Origin of the sequence: Ktedonospora formicarum (assembly GCF_016587355.1) — a bacterium.
GTDB lineage: Bacteria > Chloroflexota > Ktedonobacteria > Ktedonobacterales > Ktedonobacteraceae > Ktedonobacter > Ktedonobacter formicarum.
The window spans coordinates 1,333,826-1,352,679 of the sequence record NZ_BNJF01000002.1 but is presented as its reverse complement, the minus strand read 5'-3'; the positions used below and the strand labels follow the sequence as shown (position 1 = coordinate 1,352,679).

At 49.0% G+C, this 18,854-nt stretch carries 17 protein-coding genes; 9 read left to right on the top strand and 8 right to left on the bottom strand.

The window, feature by feature from the left end; all coding sequences use genetic code 11:
* Window positions 1-210: 210 nt before the first annotated feature.
* Entirely contained in the window at window positions 211-366 is a 156-nt protein-coding gene (locus K3T82_RS50000; RefSeq protein ID WP_007920481.1) for a DUF5679 domain-containing protein, read from the top strand.
* A gap of 133 nt (window positions 367-499) precedes the next feature.
* Here the strand turns inward: K3T82_RS50000 and K3T82_RS24690 are convergent, their stop codons facing one another.
* A complete protein-coding gene (locus tag K3T82_RS24690) occupies window positions 500-949 on the bottom strand; it encodes a carboxymuconolactone decarboxylase family protein (RefSeq protein WP_220196216.1) in 450 nt (149 codons plus the stop codon).
* Window positions 950-1,319: 370 nt separating this feature from the next.
* Here K3T82_RS24690 and K3T82_RS24685 point away from each other — a divergent pair, with 370 nt between their 5' ends.
* From K3T82_RS24685 to K3T82_RS24670, 4 genes are all read left to right on the top strand, one after another.
* Complete coding sequence (locus K3T82_RS24685) at window positions 1,320-3,962, top strand: ABC transporter permease family protein (RefSeq protein ID WP_220196215.1); 2,643 nt, start codon at window positions 1,320-1,322, stop codon at window positions 3,960-3,962.
* Between the two features lie 20 nt (window positions 3,963-3,982).
* Window positions 3,983-4,435, top strand: coding sequence for an FtsX-like permease family protein (locus tag K3T82_RS24680; protein WP_220196214.1), 453 nt, complete (start codon window positions 3,983-3,985; stop codon window positions 4,433-4,435).
* Window positions 4,436-4,793: 358 nt separating this feature from the next.
* The gene (locus tag K3T82_RS49995) at window positions 4,794-5,354 is read left to right on the top strand and encodes an RNA polymerase sigma factor (RefSeq protein ID WP_420799339.1); all 561 of its coding nucleotides are present in this window, start codon (window positions 4,794-4,796) and stop codon (window positions 5,352-5,354) included.
* A gap of 320 nt (window positions 5,355-5,674) precedes the next feature.
* Window positions 5,675-6,721 carry a hypothetical protein gene (locus K3T82_RS24670; RefSeq protein ID WP_220196212.1) on the top strand — a complete coding sequence of 349 codons (1,047 nt, stop codon included), beginning with the start codon at window positions 5,675-5,677 and terminating at the stop codon, window positions 6,719-6,721.
* A 54-nt stretch (window positions 6,722-6,775) separates the two neighbouring features.
* Here the strand turns inward: K3T82_RS24670 and K3T82_RS24665 are convergent, their stop codons facing one another.
* A complete protein-coding gene (locus K3T82_RS24665; protein ID WP_220196211.1) occupies window positions 6,776-8,371 on the bottom strand; it encodes a Na+/H+ antiporter in 1,596 nt (531 codons plus the stop codon).
* A gap of 206 nt (window positions 8,372-8,577) precedes the next feature.
* Window positions 8,578-9,561 (bottom strand): helix-turn-helix transcriptional regulator, encoded by a 984-nt coding sequence (locus K3T82_RS24660; protein ID WP_220196210.1) that lies wholly within the window; start codon window positions 9,559-9,561, stop codon window positions 8,578-8,580.
* Window positions 9,562-9,816: 255 nt separating this feature from the next.
* Here K3T82_RS24660 and K3T82_RS24655 point away from each other — a divergent pair, with 255 nt between their 5' ends.
* From K3T82_RS24655 to K3T82_RS24640, 4 genes are all read left to right on the top strand, one after another.
* A complete protein-coding gene (locus K3T82_RS24655) occupies window positions 9,817-10,215 on the top strand; it encodes a VOC family protein (protein WP_220196209.1) in 399 nt (132 codons plus the stop codon).
* A 44-nt stretch (window positions 10,216-10,259) separates the two neighbouring features.
* Window positions 10,260-10,649: a VOC family protein gene (locus K3T82_RS24650; RefSeq protein ID WP_220196208.1), complete on the top strand. Its 390-nt coding sequence runs from the start codon at window positions 10,260-10,262 to the stop codon at window positions 10,647-10,649.
* A 223-nt stretch (window positions 10,650-10,872) separates the two neighbouring features.
* On the top strand, window positions 10,873-12,816 hold the full coding sequence (locus K3T82_RS24645; protein ID WP_220196207.1) for a PAS domain S-box protein: 1,944 nt from the start codon (window positions 10,873-10,875) through the stop codon (window positions 12,814-12,816).
* Between the two features lie 87 nt (window positions 12,817-12,903).
* Window positions 12,904-13,302, top strand: a complete 399-nt coding sequence (locus K3T82_RS24640) for a hypothetical protein (RefSeq protein WP_220196206.1) — start codon at window positions 12,904-12,906, stop codon at window positions 13,300-13,302.
* A gap of 90 nt (window positions 13,303-13,392) precedes the next feature.
* Here K3T82_RS24640 and K3T82_RS24635 read toward each other — a convergent pair whose 3' ends face one another.
* The 5 genes from K3T82_RS24635 to K3T82_RS24615 form a co-directional block, all read right to left on the bottom strand.
* Window positions 13,393-13,965 (bottom strand): dihydrofolate reductase family protein, encoded by a 573-nt coding sequence (locus K3T82_RS24635; RefSeq protein ID WP_220196205.1) that lies wholly within the window; start codon window positions 13,963-13,965, stop codon window positions 13,393-13,395.
* Window positions 13,966-14,221: 256 nt separating this feature from the next.
* Window positions 14,222-15,460, bottom strand: coding sequence for a WD40/YVTN/BNR-like repeat-containing protein (locus K3T82_RS24630; protein WP_220196204.1), 1,239 nt, complete (start codon window positions 15,458-15,460; stop codon window positions 14,222-14,224).
* 247 nt (window positions 15,461-15,707) lie between these two features.
* Entirely contained in the window at window positions 15,708-16,877 is a 1,170-nt protein-coding gene (locus K3T82_RS24625; RefSeq protein WP_220196203.1) for an AI-2E family transporter, read from the bottom strand.
* Window positions 16,878-17,096: 219 nt separating this feature from the next.
* The gene (locus K3T82_RS24620) at window positions 17,097-18,308 is read right to left on the bottom strand and encodes a hypothetical protein (protein WP_220196202.1); all 1,212 of its coding nucleotides are present in this window, start codon (window positions 18,306-18,308) and stop codon (window positions 17,097-17,099) included.
* The gene (locus K3T82_RS24615; RefSeq protein ID WP_220196201.1) at window positions 18,308-18,844 is read right to left on the bottom strand and encodes an RNA polymerase sigma factor; all 537 of its coding nucleotides are present in this window, start codon (window positions 18,842-18,844) and stop codon (window positions 18,308-18,310) included. Before K3T82_RS24615 ends, K3T82_RS24620 begins: the two co-directional genes overlap by 1 nt.
* Between the last annotated feature and the right edge of the window lie 10 nt (window positions 18,845-18,854).

The window sequence follows — 18,854 nt, the reverse complement described above, 5'->3', positions numbered from 1 at the left end:
ACCACTGAAATTTTTGACAGCTAATTGGGAAGGAAGAATCCGAAAACGAAGGGGGATAGCAGGGATAGGGAGGTATCCAAAAAGTACCTCAAGGAGTATAAAAATGCTCCCAAACATGTTTGAGAAACGTGAATAATAAAAGTCAAATATATTCTGCTTGCGTGGGTATGATATATTTGGTTTCAGTTCACATTGAAAGGAGGTCTGTCTATGGCAGACGTCGCATATTGCGTGAAATGTAAGGAAAAGCGCGAAATGAAGGATCCCCACAAAATCGAGATGAAAAACGGGAAACCTGCGATGCAGGGAACCTGTTCTGTGTGTGGGACAAAGCTTACGCGCATCCTTTCTAGTAAAGACGCGTAATCCTACTATTATCATGAAATACTGCTTGCACATTTGGTGCTAGCTTGACTTATATCAAGGAGAAGCAACAGTTCTGTGGCTTCTCCTTGATTGTTTTCCCATCACGCATACAACCGCTTTAATTACAAAACGATTATGGCTTATAGTACCCAGGCTCATCACGGAAGCTAATGCCGAAACGGTTCCAGGCATTGATAGTTGCGATGAGCAGTGTCAAATCCGTCAGTTCGGTATCGTTAAAGTGAGAGCGTACCTGCTCAAACACCTCGTCTGGAACCTGATCAATTGAAATCTGGGTGAGTTTCTCTGTCCAGAGCAGAGCAGCACGCTCGCGCTCACTAAAGAAGGGGGTCTCTCGCCACACAGGAAGAGCATATAGGCGCTGCTCAGTCTCTCCGCCAGCACGAGCATCCAGACTATGCATATCGACACAGTAGGCACAACCATTTATCTGTGAGGCACGCAAACGTACAAGTTCCTTTAGAGAAGTTTCAATGCTACAATCAGCGATATATTTTTCAACACCATTCATGGCCCGCATGGCTCCTGGAGCAGCCTTAGAGTAGTTCATTCTTGTACCCATATTATTTTTCTCCTTCAGATTCTATTTACCTAACCAAGCTTCTTTGATGGGCCAAGTATAATACGTCAATGGCCCCCTACAAAGATCCATTTTTAGCGTTTTCGAGGATACCATTAAGTGCTGGGCCACGCACCGTCGTGCCATTTCCTCCAACTATGGCTTCACTCCTTATCCAAAAACCTGAGAAAGTGTGTGCTAACTGAGACCAGTAGCATTAGTTTTCGCAGAAGACTTAGCATGGGTAATGGAAGTTGAATGAGAACAAGTGTATAATTGATCAAAATATTTGATCACAAAAGGCAGAGCGTGGCCTTCAAAGCTCAAAAGAGCCTCGACAGGGAGAGGATTTAGCCATAAAGGAGTTATAGGGATGCAACTCGCTATCTGGTTCCGCCCGTTCACACAATCTCTGAGGACAACATCTTCATCTGTAGCCCACCTCACACGATGGAATTGGCGCTCAAATTGGATGCTGCTCTTTATCATTTGTTTGGGTATGAGCTTTGCAATCCTCTTATTGTGCGCAATCCCACTTCTTGAACAAGTAACCGGTACCGCCAGTCTGCGCCAATCAATCCGCGTGTCACCTGAAAACTCACGCCTGACATTAAGTGCGAACGCAATGGCACTCTCACCCCAATTGCTCAAGTCAATGCAGGCTACGACCATAGAACCCTTCCGAACGCATCTCGCCCCCTATCTAAAACCGGAAGTGCAGGCGCAATATCGGGTAGGCGGCTTTCCGCTTCTCACACCCACAAACCCCAATGCAGGCGATCAACTCAACTTCATTACGACTGATAACGTCCAGATGCGCAATCACGTCCATCTTATTCAGGGTAGGTTCCCGACAAACAATGCTGGCAGCGAACTGGAGGTAGCTCTCAAGCCCCAAGTAGCGCAGGCGCTGAATATTTCTCTTGGCTCAACCATCACTACCAACATCACCTTTTTTACAAGTCCCACTGAGAAGGATCTAGCAGGCTTTACCAGAGATCCCCACCTCGTCCATAACACAGAACTTACCATGCGCGTCGTTGGTCTCATAGATGTGAATGCCAACGACATATTCTGGCGTGGCACAAACTTCCTTCCGACACGTATTAATCCAGAGAGAGCTCAGCCTGTGAGCTTCCCTCTCCTACTCTCAAGCAATGCCCTCGCCCTCTGGTGCCAGGATCGTCTTGAGCATGAAAATATTCCTACCATTAAGTCGGAGATCTATCAGGGTCCGCTAACTCGTGAGGCGTTCGTCTTTGATAAGGTTATTTTCGCCAGTTGGGACCTTTTTATCGATCCCTCACATCTAACCATTGAACAGTATAATCAATTTCGTCAGGATCTCAGAGATGCGGGAACAGGCTTTAGTAAAGCTAGCACTCCCCAAGACAATAATTTTCTCAACTTCGACCCTCCTTATTTAGCAGGGCAGGCCTTTGGAAGTCCCATCCTGGGCGATGGCCCCTCGATTCTGAATCAGTTGAGCACCCATCTGGCGCTCTCGCATGTGCCTGTCTTGATCATTTCGCTTCCCACAATCTTGCTCGACCTTTTCTTCATGAGTTTCTTGATTTCCTTGCTCGTCGAACGCCAGTCAGGCACTATCGCGATATTACGAAGTCGGGGAGCAAGCTCACTTCAAATTATGCTCTCGTTCACATTCCAGGGTTTGATAGCGGCCCTACTGGCGGTAGCTATAGGTACCATCTGCGCACCACTCGTTGTAAGCTCTGTAACGCGCACACTCCTCCAACCGCTAGGGCGAGACGCAGTCGATGTTCTATGGAGCAATCCCTGGCATACAATACTGAGTACTTCACCATACATGCTCGTGGCCTTCCTCGCTGGCATGGGTATCCTCATCCTCACCCTCATTCAAAGCTTGAGGTTGAATATTCTCACCTTGCGCAAAGAGACCGCACGCGCAACACGTCGTCCCTTCTGGGAGCGATTCTACCTGGATATCTTTGCAACGCTAATCGCGATTTGCCTCTATCTCCTGGCAAACTACGCCTACAGCCTGCGCACACTACTCTCTGACGACGTGCTTTTTGTAATCGCTACCCCTCTCGCGCTTCTAGCCCCATTCTTCCTGATTCTGGGGCTTGCCTTCTGTTTCTTACGCCTGGCTCCACGCGTACTCAACTTTCTGGCATCCCTGGCAAGTCGTGGACGAGCAGCACCCCTCATGCTCGCTCTAGCGCAGATGACACGCTCTCCCCAACGCCCCTTGCAGGTATCCCTCCTGCTCGCGCTTGCGTCTTCTTTTATCATGCTCACACTCATCTTTAGCAACTCACAACAGTTACGCCTCACTGAGCTAGCACGCTATGAGAATATCGCGGATTTCAGTGGAACCATATCAGACAATTCAATCTCTTCTGTGCCCAATGCCTATCATTCCTTAGGAACGCTCAAAGGCGTGAAGGCAGCCTCCGTCGGCAATCAGATTGTCGGCTTTATCGATCAGAGCCATGCCACACGCATACGAGCCATCGATTCCTCAACATATGCTCAGGCAACATTCTGGAGTAACCGAAACGCTGAGCAACCCTTAAGCGAGCTTATGCGCACACTCGTAGCAAAGCGAGATATGGCTATTCAGCAGCACGTAGTTCCCGCCCTCATCGATGCGCTGGGTTGGGATGAGTTGCACCTCTCACCCGGCAAAACGTTTACGCTCACTTCCTATGCTTCGGGCAAAAGCTATAAGACGACTTTTTTCGCCGTGGCTCGCGTGAACGAGATTGAGGGTATGTATGACTCGCCACAATTAAAGACCTCCAACGACTTAAGCGTAACACCGGCACTACTTGTAGACTATCAGACGCTTGCGACTTATCGCGCGCAAACAGATAAGCAACCAATGACTCTCACTCAGTTCTGGCTGCGCACTAGCGATGATCCAGCGCTTCTGACGCAGTTGCGTTCTCAGTTGAGCGCATCAGCATTGCACATCACTGAGCTAAAAGATAGACGAGCCTTGCTCGACACACTGCGCACTGACCCCTGACAGTGGATTTGTTCATATTATTGGGCCTTGGTACAGTTGTGGCTCTGTTACTTGGGACATGTAGCAACGCCTTGATGACCTGGAATAGCCTGCGGGAGCGGCAAATAAATTTCGCTGTTCTACGCGCGCTTGGAACCGAACCTCTCCTGGTGACACAAATGCTGGCCTGGGAACAAGGCTTGATCTATTTATTAGCACTACCAATAGGTATTACTTTCGGCCTTCTACTGACTCTGACTCTCATACCCAATCTCATCATCAGCAGCACTCCTGTTGCTGGCACTCTGGGCAATCTGAGTGGCGTAGAATACAATCTGCTCCAGCACACGCTCCCTGTGAGGGTCCAACCACCTCTATCGCTGGTCTTCACGCTTCTGGCACTTGTCGGCATCGCTATACTCTCAGTGTATTTAATCGCACGCTCCTCGCGGCGTACAATCCTGGCTCAGACTATCCGCCTGAGCCAGGATTAACAAACAGTGCAAGCTATGCCACTTAGGTCACATAGCTTGCACTTTCACCAATATCCCCCACATCAGCTTGAGTTCCGCGCTGGCTCAAGCGCCGCTGTCGTTGTTTTCGCGAAAACATTCTATGCATACAACGAACTTCTCCTTTAGGCTAAAAAAGCTGAAATACTACGCAGGGAATGTATATCTACATGCGTTACAAGAAATAGAAAGCTTGGATATACAAAGTCGAGGAGAACAGATGTATCAGGCCTATAGAGAAGAAGCTTCAGACTGTATTCAGAAAGATACAGTCTCCCTCGATCATCTTGTAGCGCAAGCACGCTAGGGAAAAGCTGCCGCATTTGCACATCTCTTTGAAATCTTTAATGCGCCTATTTGTACCTATATAGCTCGCCTAGTGGGAAATGATGAATGGGGGCGAGATCTAGCGCAGGAGACTTTTCTCAAAGCCTGGAAGGGCTTACCAGGCATACAAGGTGAATTACAGTTTCGCGCCTGGCTCTATCGAATTGCGACCAACGTCGCCTATTCACATCTGCGCCAAATAAGGCATGTGCGCTGGCTGCCCTGGATTCAGGTCGGCGAAAATGAAAGCCCTAGCATTGAGGGGCCAGAGGCATGGGTAAGCGAGATCGATGTAATACAGCATATACTGGTAAGATCAAATGGCATTGGGGAGAGAAGTCTCCAAACAAAGGTGCAACCTGGGGGCCAGGTTACCCAACTTCATATGATGGGATACTCTACTTCTTCTTTGGAGAGATTTATTCTGGCTCACAAAACGGCCTTTGGGTCTTGCATGATGGTAAGCGAGATATCTATCCTTTGCAACGTTAGAGCAAAGGCAAAAGTGTATCTACGGCCAATTCCCCCATGCTCAAGCATGGGGGAATTTTCATGCTCAGTTTCAGAGTCATAACACAAATGTACCTAATGGGAATTCAAGTGAGCAAATCAGCGTTATCATATATCAATAGCTTCTCCTCTACCCCGTTGAGTGAAAGCTCCGGGCCTGTGGCCTATCCCCAGGGAGGTGTAAAAAAAGGATAGCGAACGGCTAAGGATGCCGGGTGGAGCTACGCATGGGGTGTAACAAACGCGCATTTACGCGCGAATTTATTCACTGCTTCACGCTCTGGGGCTGCGCAAGCGGTCACCGAAGCACGGTCATTTCTGACAACATGCGTAGGATCGAGGAAGCTCTTCGCAAACGACAAAATCCCCAAACTGTTGGTGGGTGTGGTGGTTGTGTTTGGTTGGGGGAAAAGTCTCTCCCAGAGAGTAAAGCATGTCGTCACGGCACTTCGTGATGACGTAGCAATCTCATGGGAGATGCTCAAACTTTCTGGCAAACGTCTGGTCGTGGGCGCGCTGGTCGCGTTCGCGCTGGTCTGGGTAACAAGCGTCGCTGAATTCGCCTTCGGTTTCGGCTTCGCTCCGAGCGTCGACGGAAAGGTGTGGCGTATCTTTATTAACGCCACGCTGTTCGTCGGCCCACTGGGCATCCCGCCGTTCTTCATGGTGCTTTCCTTCTGGCTTCACTCCAGGGGGCGGCGCATCTGCTGGATCGGCAAGGGAGAAGTTCTGTCGGTTCTCATTACCGAGTTCGCCGTCCTGGTCAGCAACGTTCTGGCGGTTCTCATCAATCAGGGTGAGTTCACCAAAAGCTTCGTCCTGGTACAGATGGGCACCGTCTTCACGCTGATGCTTCTGCGCTCGGGATACATGGGTCGCGCCGCTGCTAAAGAGGGATGGCTCCCAAAGCTGGAGCACAAGCGCACGGATCACCTGTGGGCCGCTCTGGCTGGAACGGGGCTGATCGGGGGAGCGCTCCTGGTTCTCTGGGCCTGGAAAAGCACGCGAGAAGGGACCTTTACTGGCTCCCTACCGCTACTGGGAACTGGCATCGATGTTGTTGGTGCCGTGCTCATGGCGGCGGTAACGAAGTTCGCTCAGTTCGGGCAGCGCGTCTTCCAGCTCCAGGGCTGGGGCGACTCGAAGGGCAACGTCCTGCGGGTCGCGCTCAGGAGTTGCGGGAAGATGGTCTTGCTGGCGGTTTCGGCCGGGTATCTGAGCATCGCTATGGGTATCTGGGGTGCCAGCGTCTTCACGGATCGCTGGCACCACTTCGAGGGAGTTCACACCCTGGTGGTGGCGAGCAGTGTCTTCCTGCTCGCACTGAAGGGAACGGTCGGTGACTTCATCGGCACGTTCCTCGCACTCAACATCATGAGTGGTGAGGGGCAAAGTGAGGAGGAAGTGAGCGAAGAATTCCTGATCCAATGAGAAGTGAGGTGGCTGGTCCTTCGGGACCAACCACCTCACTTCTTTTTCAAGTTCCTACGCGCCTCGGTCCTGCTCGCCCTCCAGGCGCAGCCACTCAAAATCTAGTTCCTGCTGCACCCGGCGCATCACTTCATCACTGATCCACTCCTCATTGCGCAGTCTCACCAGGGCATCCAGCTCAACCTCTAGCAAATCCTGTTCTAACTGTGCAACCTTCGTGGAATGAACCTCAGCCTCCTCGTCCCGTTCTCCGTGATAACGGGCAGTATGTAACTGCACCCTGGACGCATAGCGCTTCTTCATCTTCAGCGCGAATTCCTTTGTGATAAGCTCCTGCTCCACCAGTTCATGTAAGCGTGTCTGAGCCGAGAGTGCAACCTTGAGGCGTGCCTTGTGCTTCTCACGCTCCTCGCTGCCGTCAGTAGTAATCTTCAGCCAGCGAATGAGTAAGGGCAGACTCAAACCTTGCCCAATAATCGTCACCAGAATGATCACAAAGGTAATAAAGATTATCAGATCACGCTGCGGGAAGGGCGCTCCTCCTTCAATAACCAGAGGCAACGCGAGAGCCGATGCCAGCGAAACAATACCGCGCATGCCAGTCCAGCCAACAATCAAGATATGTTGCCACGGTGGCACCTCCCGCTGCACCTTACCACCTATTCGCCCTAAATAGGCTCCTGGGAAAACCCAGATCATACGCACAGCCGCCAGTACGAAACAGACTACAATCGCATAGACAACAGCCGATATAAGCGAGATATGAGCCTCCGCGAGTCTCTCTACGACGCCCCGCAGTTGTAGACCAATCAGGATGAAGATCATCCCATTTAGAAGAAAGACCACCATCTCCCAGATCGCTGTCCCCTGAATACGTAGCACTGGCGTCATAGTACTGAAGCGAGGCTGAGCATAGAAGAGTCCAAGCGCGATAACCGCCAATACCCCTGAGGCATGCAAAGCATCCGCCAGAAGATAGACAGCAAAACCAGAGAGAAAGGTGAAGGTCAAGTAGACAGGTACATCGTTCGCTAGGCGACGGAAGAATGGAGTCACCACGAAGCCACCAGCGATACCAATGGCAATCCCACCCAGGCTGCTAAGTAGGAACTCTCCACCAGCCTGCCACATCGAGAAAGCACCAGTGACTACAGCGACAACAGCCGTGCGATACGCTACCAACGAGGTAGCATCATTGAGCAAGCTCTCACCTTCCAGCACAGTGACGATGATGCGCGGGAGACGGAAACGCTTGGCAATGCTGCTCGCCGCCACAGCGTCCGGGGGCGCGACGATTGCTCCCAGGACAAAAGCAGCAGGCCAGGGCAGACTGGGTATAAGCATATGCGCTATTACGGCGACCGCGATCATAGACGCCAGAACCAGGCCAATCGCCATCAAGCCAATTGAGCGCAGGTTCGTCCGAAAATCACGCATTGAGGTGTCATAGGCCGATAATTGAATGATAGGAGGTAGAAACAGCACAAATACAATGTCAGGCTCAAGTGTCACACGGGGCAAGCCAGGAACCAAGCTGATCGCCAATCCGCCTGTGACAAGTAAAATGGGTTCAGGGATGCCTAGCTTGTGCGCTATAGCAACCAGAATCAGCATAACCGCAAGTAGGGCGAGAATCGTCTCAACTGCCAATGTATATGGGTCTCCTTCGGGATACTAAAAAGGACGGCAATTGGGAGCATCACGAACTTGCCTTTTGGCACTCGCCTGCCTGGAAGACAAGCTATTCGCTAGCGACAATAAACTATAGCACATACATTCAAGAATAACGATAGAATTGTCCAGAATCATCCATAAATATTCGAAAGTAGTGGAGTAGACACCAGGACCAACTCTCCCTAAGCCTTGCCTGGGGATATGTCTATCTCAGGGACGGTATCAGCTATGCTACTCATGTGCAAAGCCAGTTCACGTAGCGCGTCGCGGAGTTCTGGTGGTTGGCGAATGACAAAGGGGATATTGAGGCTCATCAGGTACCGCGCCATTTCGGGTAGATGGGAATGGTGCGTTTGGAAGAGTACCCCCGATGAGGTCTCGCTTAATTTGCCGTGTGAGGTAGGTATCTTATGACGCACAGTATACAGTTCCGCATGGAACTCAATCTCAATTTGCCAGAGGGCAGGAATAGTATCAAGTCGCTTGACAACAAACTCCTGACAATCAAAGTCCTCATCACGCGTAAAGGTTGTTTTGAGCAAGCGTACATCATCCATGCGATCTAATCGAAAAAGGCGAAAATCTTTTCGGAGGCAGCAATAGCCAACAACATACCATTGTCCTTTACGTCCAGCCAACCCATACGGCTCAATCTCGCGCGTCGTCTGCTGATTATGATGCGAACGATATACAATTGCTACACGCCGCCGCTCCTGAATAGCGTCACTGAGAGCGATCAATAATGAGGCATCTGGGCGCATGTCCTCCTGATGCGACACCAATACCAGATGCTCAGAGATACTTTGCAGGCGCTCACGTCCACGTAATGGCAGCACACGATAGACCTTGGCAAGCGCTCCTTCAACCGCCACTGACGAGAAGTCAATTTCCAGCCAGGGTGCCCCAAGTAACGCGAAGACAATTGCCGTAGCCTCATCTTCAGTAAAGAGGAGGGGAGGTAGCTTGAATCCAGGGCGCAGACGATAACCACCACCCGGTCCCCGCGACCCCTCGATTGGCATACCCATATCCTGAAGCATCTGGATATAGCGACGTACCGTTCGCGGCTCCACTTCCAGACGGCGCGCCAGTTCATCTCCTCCCATGCGCGGATGTGTTTGCAACAGTTCTAGTATTGTAAGCAGACGCGTTGTTGGATGATACACTCTTCCCTCTCTATATTCACTTTGGTCTTATGCGAACCCCAACGCCGCTGAGCGCGGCTAGCATGCACTCCTTATCGAAACCCCTGAGCATATCAGCGCTAACTGCCACTCTGGCGGTGTTGGGGTTCGTATCCAGAAGAATGTGCTCAGGTTTCCCGATAAGGAGGATATTCACAAATTGCACGAGTTTAGGACTTATTTTAACCGCAATTGCGATTACAATGCAAGGGTAGTTGCTTCAAAAGGAGGATACCAATGCAATTGATTTCTGTTCGCTTACTGGTCCGTAACTTCTCTGCCTCAATTCGCTTCTGGCAGGACGTTATGGGCCTTACAATGCCGTTCTGTGATGAAGGGCTAACTTATGCCTACTTCGACACAGGTAGTACCCTGTTGGAACTCATCGGGCGCGATAGTATGGCCTCGGCAATCGATGAAGCAACGCCAACACCAGACCCAGTTGGTCAACGAGCGGTAATCAGTTTCCGCGTGGAAAATGTTGACGAGACCTATACCAGACTCATCGAGAGTGGCGCTACAGCGATCAAAGGTCCCCTGGATCGCGCGACCTGGAACGCACGTGCCGCCCACATTGCCGACCCCGATGGACATCTCATTGAGATCTATAGTCCACTCTCTGTCACCAACGCCTGAGCATATTGGCGCTCACGATAGCAATTCAAAGGAATACTATCCAAATGAAACTAACCTATATTCCCTTGCGAGTTACCGATTTCCCAGCAGCGGTTCACTTCTGGAGCAAAGTCGCAAAATTGCCCCTGACATACAGCGATGAGAATGGCGAGTTTGCATCATTCGACACTGGCAGCGTGACATTACTCCTCATCGGCAGCAAAGCAGTCGCAAAAGCTGGTGGCGACACGCTCCCCATACAGCCGCATGCCCAATCGTTGTATCTCTCATTTCAGGTAGATGACGTTGACAAGACCTACGCTGATCTGATAGCAGGAGGTGCCACTTCAGTTTACTCCCCGCAAGATTTTTCAGATCTACAAGCACGTCAGGCTCATATCATGGATTCCGACGGTCATCTCATTGAGATTTATCAGCCGTTAGTAAAAGTCTAAATTATCAACAGGCTGACTTTCACACATGCTCAAGGGAGTCAGCCTATTCAAGAGGCACATGCCCATCACAAAGTGAATAAGACAGACCAATGTAGAAGTCTGAGGAGGGCGGGCACAGCCCTTGCAAAAGTTGAGCTTGTCCTACAGGTGTAGAGTATGTTGTGCAAGATGTATTTCTGTGTTCTGTTGATAGGGAACCGACAAGAAAGAGTGCAGTACAATTATGCAAAACAACCCCTCTCACAATGAGCGATTTGTCGGTCCTTTATGGAACGAGCATATCAAACATATCCTCATACCTCCCTCTCAGGAAAATACGCTTCTTCTAGATACATTCCTTCGGAATGACCCGCTCTGGCAAAACCACGCCGAAAGCGTCTACGCTGGCATCATTATCCTCGATACCCAGGGAATTGTTGTGGATTCAACATGCCACCCTGTAGCACTATCACCACCCTGGACCGACGAAATCATTGGGAAACCTTTCGTTCAAATCTCCTGGTGGTCTTATGACCTCCTCATTCAACAGCGCATACGCACCGCAATAGACTATGCCATCCATGGCCAAATCGTACGTATCGATACTCGCATCCTCTGCCCCAGTGGCTCATTCCGCGATATAAAAGCAACCATTACCCCACAACTAGATATCTTTAATAACATCTCATGCCTCATTTATTCATACCTGGACACGACAGAAAAGAGGCGAACCGAAGAAGATATTCGGATGCTGATCAACGCTATGCCACAACTGGTCTGGATGGCACGCGCAGATGGCTATATCAACTATGCCAATCAGCGCTGGCTAAACTACACGGGAATGACCCTGGGTGAAATTCAAGATTGGGGGTGGAGCGCATGTCTGCATCCTGACGATTTTGAGCGGACAACAAATGAATGGAGAGAATGCATACGCACTGGTAAGCCCTTCGAAGTAGAGCAACGACTACGTAATATACATACCCAAAACTATCGCTGGTTTCTGGCACGGGGAGAGCCAGTACGCAACACTCATGGCGAAATTGTGCAATGGATAGGTACGGTCACCGATATACACGAACAAAAGCTACTCGAAACCGCTTTGCGGACAAGCTATGTTCGTTTTAAGCGTCTATTTACCTCAAACATCATCGGCATCGCGCTCGCGGATATCCATGGTCGTGTCATTGAAGCGAATCAGGCTTATCTAGATATAATTGGTTATTCCCAGGCCGAGCTTGAGGAGGGGTTAGCACGATGGAACACCACAACACCCGATGAGTATCGTTCACTCGATGAGAAGGCTATCAGGGAACTTTTAGAAACCGGTACGTGTACGCCTTTTGAGAAAGTCTACCGCCGACACAATGATGGTCGAATTGTTCCCGTCCTGCTCGGCGGAGCTATGATGGAAAAAGGAAGCGATCAATTAATCTGCTTTATCATGGACATGACACCGCAGAAAGAGCTTGAAAAAAAGAAGGACGAGTTTATTAGCATCGCCAGTCATGAATTAAAAACACCACTTGCCGCGCTTAAGATGCTGCTCCATTTTGTGAAGAAACATCTCAAGCATCACTCATATGATAAAGTGGAGTCCTACTTGATGCGCACGGATATACAGGTAGCTGTACTTACAGATTTAATCAACGATCTTCTCGATGTATCCAAAATTCGGATGGGGAGGTTTAGCTATATAGATGAGATGCTTGATCTCGACGTGTTTGTCCGCAGGATCATAGATGAGATGCAAGAAACCACTACTACACATAACCTACACCTCCATGGCGCGACCAGCATGCATACCCTGGGCGATAAACACAGGCTGAGCCAAGTCTTTACCAACTTGTTGACGAATGCGATCAAATATTCTCCGCAGGCAAATACAGTTGATATCACCCTCACCTCCTCTGAGCATACCGCTTTCATCCAAATACGCGACTATGGCATAGGCATTCCAGAAGAATTCCAGGCCAATATCTTTGAACGCTTTAACCGTGGTAGCTTCAGTAAAGAAGAACATATCTTTCCCGGTCTGGGCATGGGCCTTTATATCGCACATGAGATCATCAATCACTATGGCGGCACCATCAAGCTAAAAAGCGAGGCAGGGTATGGCACCACCTTTACTGTCTCACTCCCTATCATACGCACGACACCAGTTAACAACATCGCTTACGCACATTGATCTGGAACCATTTACCATCTAGTATCGTCTTATCTTTACTCGGGGCTCAGACCTTATTACATTTATATATAGAAACAAGAGGGGTTTATGAAAACACGTCAACTTCTTACATTGCTCTGTCTCCATTTCCTCCTTCTTCTCCTTGTTGGATGTGGTACCCAGGCCGCTGCTTCATCTTCTACCAATCCAGATGCACTCCATATCACCAGGAAGCCCGTAGATGCAAGCGGAACGAGTGAGAAGACAGTCAGCGAAGCAACCAAAGTCCAACAAATCTATAAGCATATTCAATCTCTTCCCTCCATGCCCACAGATCAAATGTGTACCATGCAAGCAGGCCCATCCTATGAACTGGTCTTCTCTCACGCTGGCACGACACTCCTGACAGCCAAAGCCGACTCTAGCGGCTGCGGCACGGTCAAACTGAGCGATAAAGACACACGCCTCGCTGATAAAGCCTTCTGGCAATTGCTCCAAGACGCCTAGTTTGCTTCAAGAAGGGCAAAAACAAGGGAAAGGATGCGAGTGGAGCACTCACATCCTTTCCCCCAAAACAGACTCGCTTCATCTGCGACATCACTTCTCCGCGAGTTCATAATAATGAATCACGACCCCAGAAGGATGAGTTTTTGTATTGGACAGTTTCAATTTTACCTTATTATCGCCAAAGAGAGACTTCCCACTCCCCAGAACCACAGGATGGATGAGAAGCTGATATTCATCAATTAAACCCAGGCGGGTAAGGGCTTGTACAATGCTAGCGCTCCCATAAATCAATATGTCACGCCCCTCTTCATTCTTCAACTTCTCAATCTCTGTTGCTACGATCTCCCTCTCTAGCTTCGAGCTGTTCCAATCAGCACTCTCAAGCGTGCGGGAAAAGACGATCTTATGCATGGCATTGACAATATTCGCGTACTCAATCTCTCCCTGGGAAGCGTTCGGATTATTAGGGACATGAGGCCAGGCACCCGCAAAACTCTGATATGTTTCACGCCCTAGTAATAGCGTGTCAGCCGCGCTCACGATATCAGTCTCATACCTACCCATAGCTTCGTCATAGAACTCTCCAACAAAGCTCATATCATTATTTGGTCCAGAAATAAAGCCATCTAGTGAAATCCACATCGTTACGATGATCTTACGCATCCTATTCTCCAATCGGTGTCTCAAAATTATAGCTTGCAATCCGCAAGTAGAGCTACCCTACTCTTCCAAATCCATAAAACAAAAACGGAAACGCTGGTAAGGCCTCACTACACGGAGAAATGAAGTGACTACTGAGTCAGAGGCTCAGTAGTCACCAGAGTCGTATCGATGCTGATCCGATATGACAATAGTTGCCCTGGCAAATTAACTCACAACAATGAGTTATAACGCTACAGCGAATAAGGAATATATAGCTCTATTGCAGCGTAGGTTTCAAGGCTCGCCAACTTCTACCGCCATCATATGTCTGGAAGAGTGTTTCCGTTCCATCATCAGTCTTATCAACCATCCAGCCAAGAGTTGGATTTAGGAAAGTCATACTTGTGATGACCTCACCATAGGGTTGCAAACCAGTTGGTTGAAGCGTCTTCCAATGCCGTCCACCATCAAACGTTCGCTGAAGAATCGGCCAGTTTTTTTCGTTTGTTCCAAGCACCCAACCATTGCTGGCGTTTACAAAGGTAATCCAGTAGAAGATTCGAGTTCCACTGCTCATAATAGTAGCACCAGATTTCCAGGATTTACCTCCATCACTAGTGTGAAAGACAGTAAGGGCGCTTGAATTGCTCCCGAAAGCACCAGATTTCACCATTAGCGTCCCTTGACGCGCTTTACTGAAGAATGGTCCATAGCTCTCAGTGAAGGAATTCTCGTCTGATGGCGAATCTGTAACCGGAGGGATGGAAGAGAGGATCCAGGTCTTCCCTCCATTATGAGTCTCATATAAACGCACATTCAATGTGCCATCCTCAGGCCCAGTCATCCATCCATTTTGCAGGCTGGTAAAGTAAAACCTCTTTGGCCCATTCGTAGGCAGGCCAGAGGGGTTCTGGGTAGTATCGAGTAACTGCTTCCATGTCTTGCCACCGTTACTCGTACTCATGAGCACAACATGATATTTACCAAATCCATGATCCTTATCAAAGGCCAGCCAACCATGTCGCACATCAATGAACTCAATTTGATAGATGCCAATATTTGTCAGAGGCTGGAAATCGAATTTCGCTTCGGTCCAGGAGCGACCACCATTCTCGGTTCTCCATAGACTCGTCAGGCCATTCTGCAACACACCTATATAGGCATGTCGCTCATCCAGAACAAACCATGAGGTTATGCTATTCAATAGATTGTTAGGCGGTAAGTACAGATCTGGGGGAGTCACTTTCTGCCACTGGGTCGATCCACGATGAGTTACCAGCACCCCAGTTCTATCTTTTAACAGCGCCCAGCCATCTGTAGGGGTAATCATTTTCAAATCTTCGATCTGCACAGGCTGAGCAGGCGGTTTCGCCGCGCTCACATAAACCCTGGTAGGCAACACAAAGAATAAGTTTACAGCTAACAACAAAGCCACACCAGATAATGATATTCCAAGAGGAAGCAATAGCTTAAGGCGCTGATGTATAGACCACAGGTCGTCCTGACTAAACTTCATAATGTTCTTTCCTATCCATTACTTTGATATTATTAAACGTAATTTTTACAGGAAGCAATGCACCAGGAAATGATGGAAAATCACATTGATGGGGTGTGAATGCTTCGCTCATCTCCTTCCTTGCAAGCAGCAACGACACTAACTTTCGGAGCAGGCATAAACATTGATCACATAGATAAACGCCAGATATAGTAAAAAGATCGCGCTTTGCTCACGAAAAACTCAGCACTTCATCAGGACCCATAACCTATTCGCCTGGCGCGCCCTTGTTGAGGGTTCGTCCAGGTGTAGCAGAGAAACTAGCCAGTTCACCAGAAGCATCTTCGCGCGACACATCCACAAACTCTTCAAGGTGGTTGCTTCGCCAGGCTACCCAAGCTGCCTGGACTAGCCTCTGAATCAGGCCTGCGATTGGGGCTGCCAACAATGCCCCCAAAACACCGAAGAGCTGACTCCCGATCAGAAGTGCAGCTATAGATATAATCGGATGCAGGCCTATCGACTGACCCAGAATACGTGGAGCTAGAATTTGTCCTTCAAGCACACCATTCACAATGGTAACAAAGATCCCCATAATCAGTGCCGTCTGCCAACCTTGTGTGAGGGCAAAGAGAATGGCAATAGTGCCCGAGATATAAGCTCCGATTATTGGGACAAACTCAAAGACAAAGGCAATTACTCCCAACAGCACGACAAAGGGTACCCCGATAATCAGCGCTCCAATCACCGTAATCAGTGTGATTATGCTCGCCAGAATAATCTGTCCCCGCACGAACCCCCCTAGCGAATGCTCTAGCGTATCAAGAAAAAAGTTCGCCTTCACCCTAAACCGTCGAGGCGTCCTATGTCGAATCCAGGCAATAAAACGCGATCCATCCATCAAAAAGTACACACAAAGCGAGGCCAGAATAATGCCATTGATAAGGACCGCGAATACATTCCCGATCAGTGGTAGAACATTTACTACCGCGCTCTGAAGATAGCCCGCGACCTGCTTGAGCGCGCTTACCAGTTGTTGTGGAGAAGAGCCAATCTGCGTTAAAAAATTCAGGAAAGGCTGAAGTTGCTTCTGTAACGCCGGATTCTGCACAAACGTCTGTAGCCAGGCAATTAGCGATGCTAATTGCTCGATGGCGGCGATAACAATGAAATACAGGAGGAAAACCAGTAGCAAGAGCATGAACATGAAGACTATCAGGATAGCTAGTTTGCGCGGCATTACCTTCTGAACCAGCTTCACCAGTGGATAGACGACATATGCTACAAGACCCGCAAGAGTCAGGAGAATGAGTGGGCCAATAACTAACTTCAGAAACCAGACAAGTCCCGCGACCAAAGCCAGCCACGCTACCAATGTAACGGCAATGAAGCATCTCCTCCGCCAAATATCGATACTCGATGAGGGCTCAGCAGACATAGAGGTCAAAGCTCACTTTCTGAAGGACATTGAGAAGGAAAGCTGTCTGGTTCTATTGTATGCTGCTAGATGAAATGGGGAGCGTTCTATCATAAACAAACTGCTCTATTTTCGCGAAAAAGAAGCAATCAAACGATTTGCTAAATACCTTCTCTCGCAGAAATAGAACAGTTTGTTTATGATAGAAAATGTTTTACAATTGAGCCAAGCTTATCTACGTCAGGCTCTGGGAACGACAAACTGCGTTTCAACGCTACCTTCACCCAGGGGAGGTCCTTTTGAATTCAGCTTCAAAATCCAGTTCCCTTGATGCTGCATTAAATCCTCCTGAACGGTCGCATACCAGCCGATTACCTTCCCCTGTTTCCCATTACCATGAGCGTCTGTGTATGCCTCTACCAATATCTTCTTCCCATTGAGCATACCTTCCAGGTTAACCTGACCATTCGGTGGTAAATCTTCGGCACTCTCAATGTAGATAATGGTCTGGCTATGAGTCACTGTTATACCTTTGAGGTTCACTGTATGCCCATTGATACTCAGCTCCTTACCAGGTAGAGCAACTCGCTTCGCTGAGTGAAATGGAATCATAAAGTCGAAACCCGTAATATCTTCGTGAACATTGAGTGTGGTAGTGCCCATTGGTATTGCACTCGAATCAAAGCTAATTAACTGGATCGTGCGTTTGTGCTGTGTATCATAAAAGTAGATATTCGCGGTTGGTCCTAAAGGGAGCGAAATATCTTGCTGAACAATTAGTTTATCAATGTAGAGAGGATTCACAAACATTGGCTCCCCATCGATAGCAAGTCTCACAAAGGTACGATTTGTATCAGCATAGGCAGAAATTAACGTCACTTGTTGACCATTAATGATCTTTGTGAGATTTAAGAGTGTCTCCTCTCCTCTCAGGCAGGCAGCATGCTCCCCATTATCAACACCATAATAGTTGTCAGCAAATGCATAGGAGCAATCTACCTTTGCCACAGACTTAACGGGTGTTGGAGTAGTTGTTTTTTTTCCCAGGTCACTCATTTCCTTGCGACTATTGAACAGGATGAGTGAGCTCGCGACAACGAGTGCCGCAACGAGCACCACAGCAATACCACCGAATATACGCGAGAAGCGACTCCATCCAGGTCTTTGAACCTCGCGGCTTTCATTCAATGCGCCCGATCTAGCTCTGCGCGATCGAACCTCTTGCAGAGAAATTATTACCCCCTGCTGTCGAGTCGCCCTTATCCCCTCCTCAAGACGCTCCCTGACACGCCGCAACGATTCCGCATTCGCCGTTGTTTCAGCAACAGGAGCACGATAGAGCCACCGCAGATCCTCTATCAGATGCTCCGCCGAAACATCGAGATTATGCCCTGCCTCATCAATCTGCTGATCAAGGCGCTCAGGCTCAAACTTTTGCTTCTTATCAGTCATTAAAGATCTCCTTCCGCCTGCTCATAGATGCGACGTAACAGATTCAAGGCTCTGTAGAGCATAGTGCGTACAGCACCCTCGCTCTTCGCCGTCACTTGAGCAATCTCTCCGCAACGTAAGCCCTCACCAAAACGTAATTGTAATATCTCCTGCTGGGATGTGGGCAGTTTAAGTACATGCATTCGCAATTGTGCATATTCTTCTTGCTGTAAGATAGTTTGCTCTGGTTGGCGCTCCTCTGCTGCAAGGACAGTGTCTTCGATGGCCGCGATTGGCACATGGTAATGTTTACCATGGCGCCTGAAGTAATCAACCACCTTGTTGCGTGCGATTGCCATGATCCAAGCACGCTCATAATGTTTGCCCTCACCTCGTATAGATGCTCCTTTTTCTACGACCACCGTGAAAACTTCTAGCAAAATATCCTCAGCGTCCTCGCGTGTTCGCAACTGCCTTAATAAATACGCGAATACAGTCGGCGCATACGCTTCGTAGAGAGCAATAGCTGGTTCATGATTTGGTTCTAGTCGTTGCATGAAGTACTCC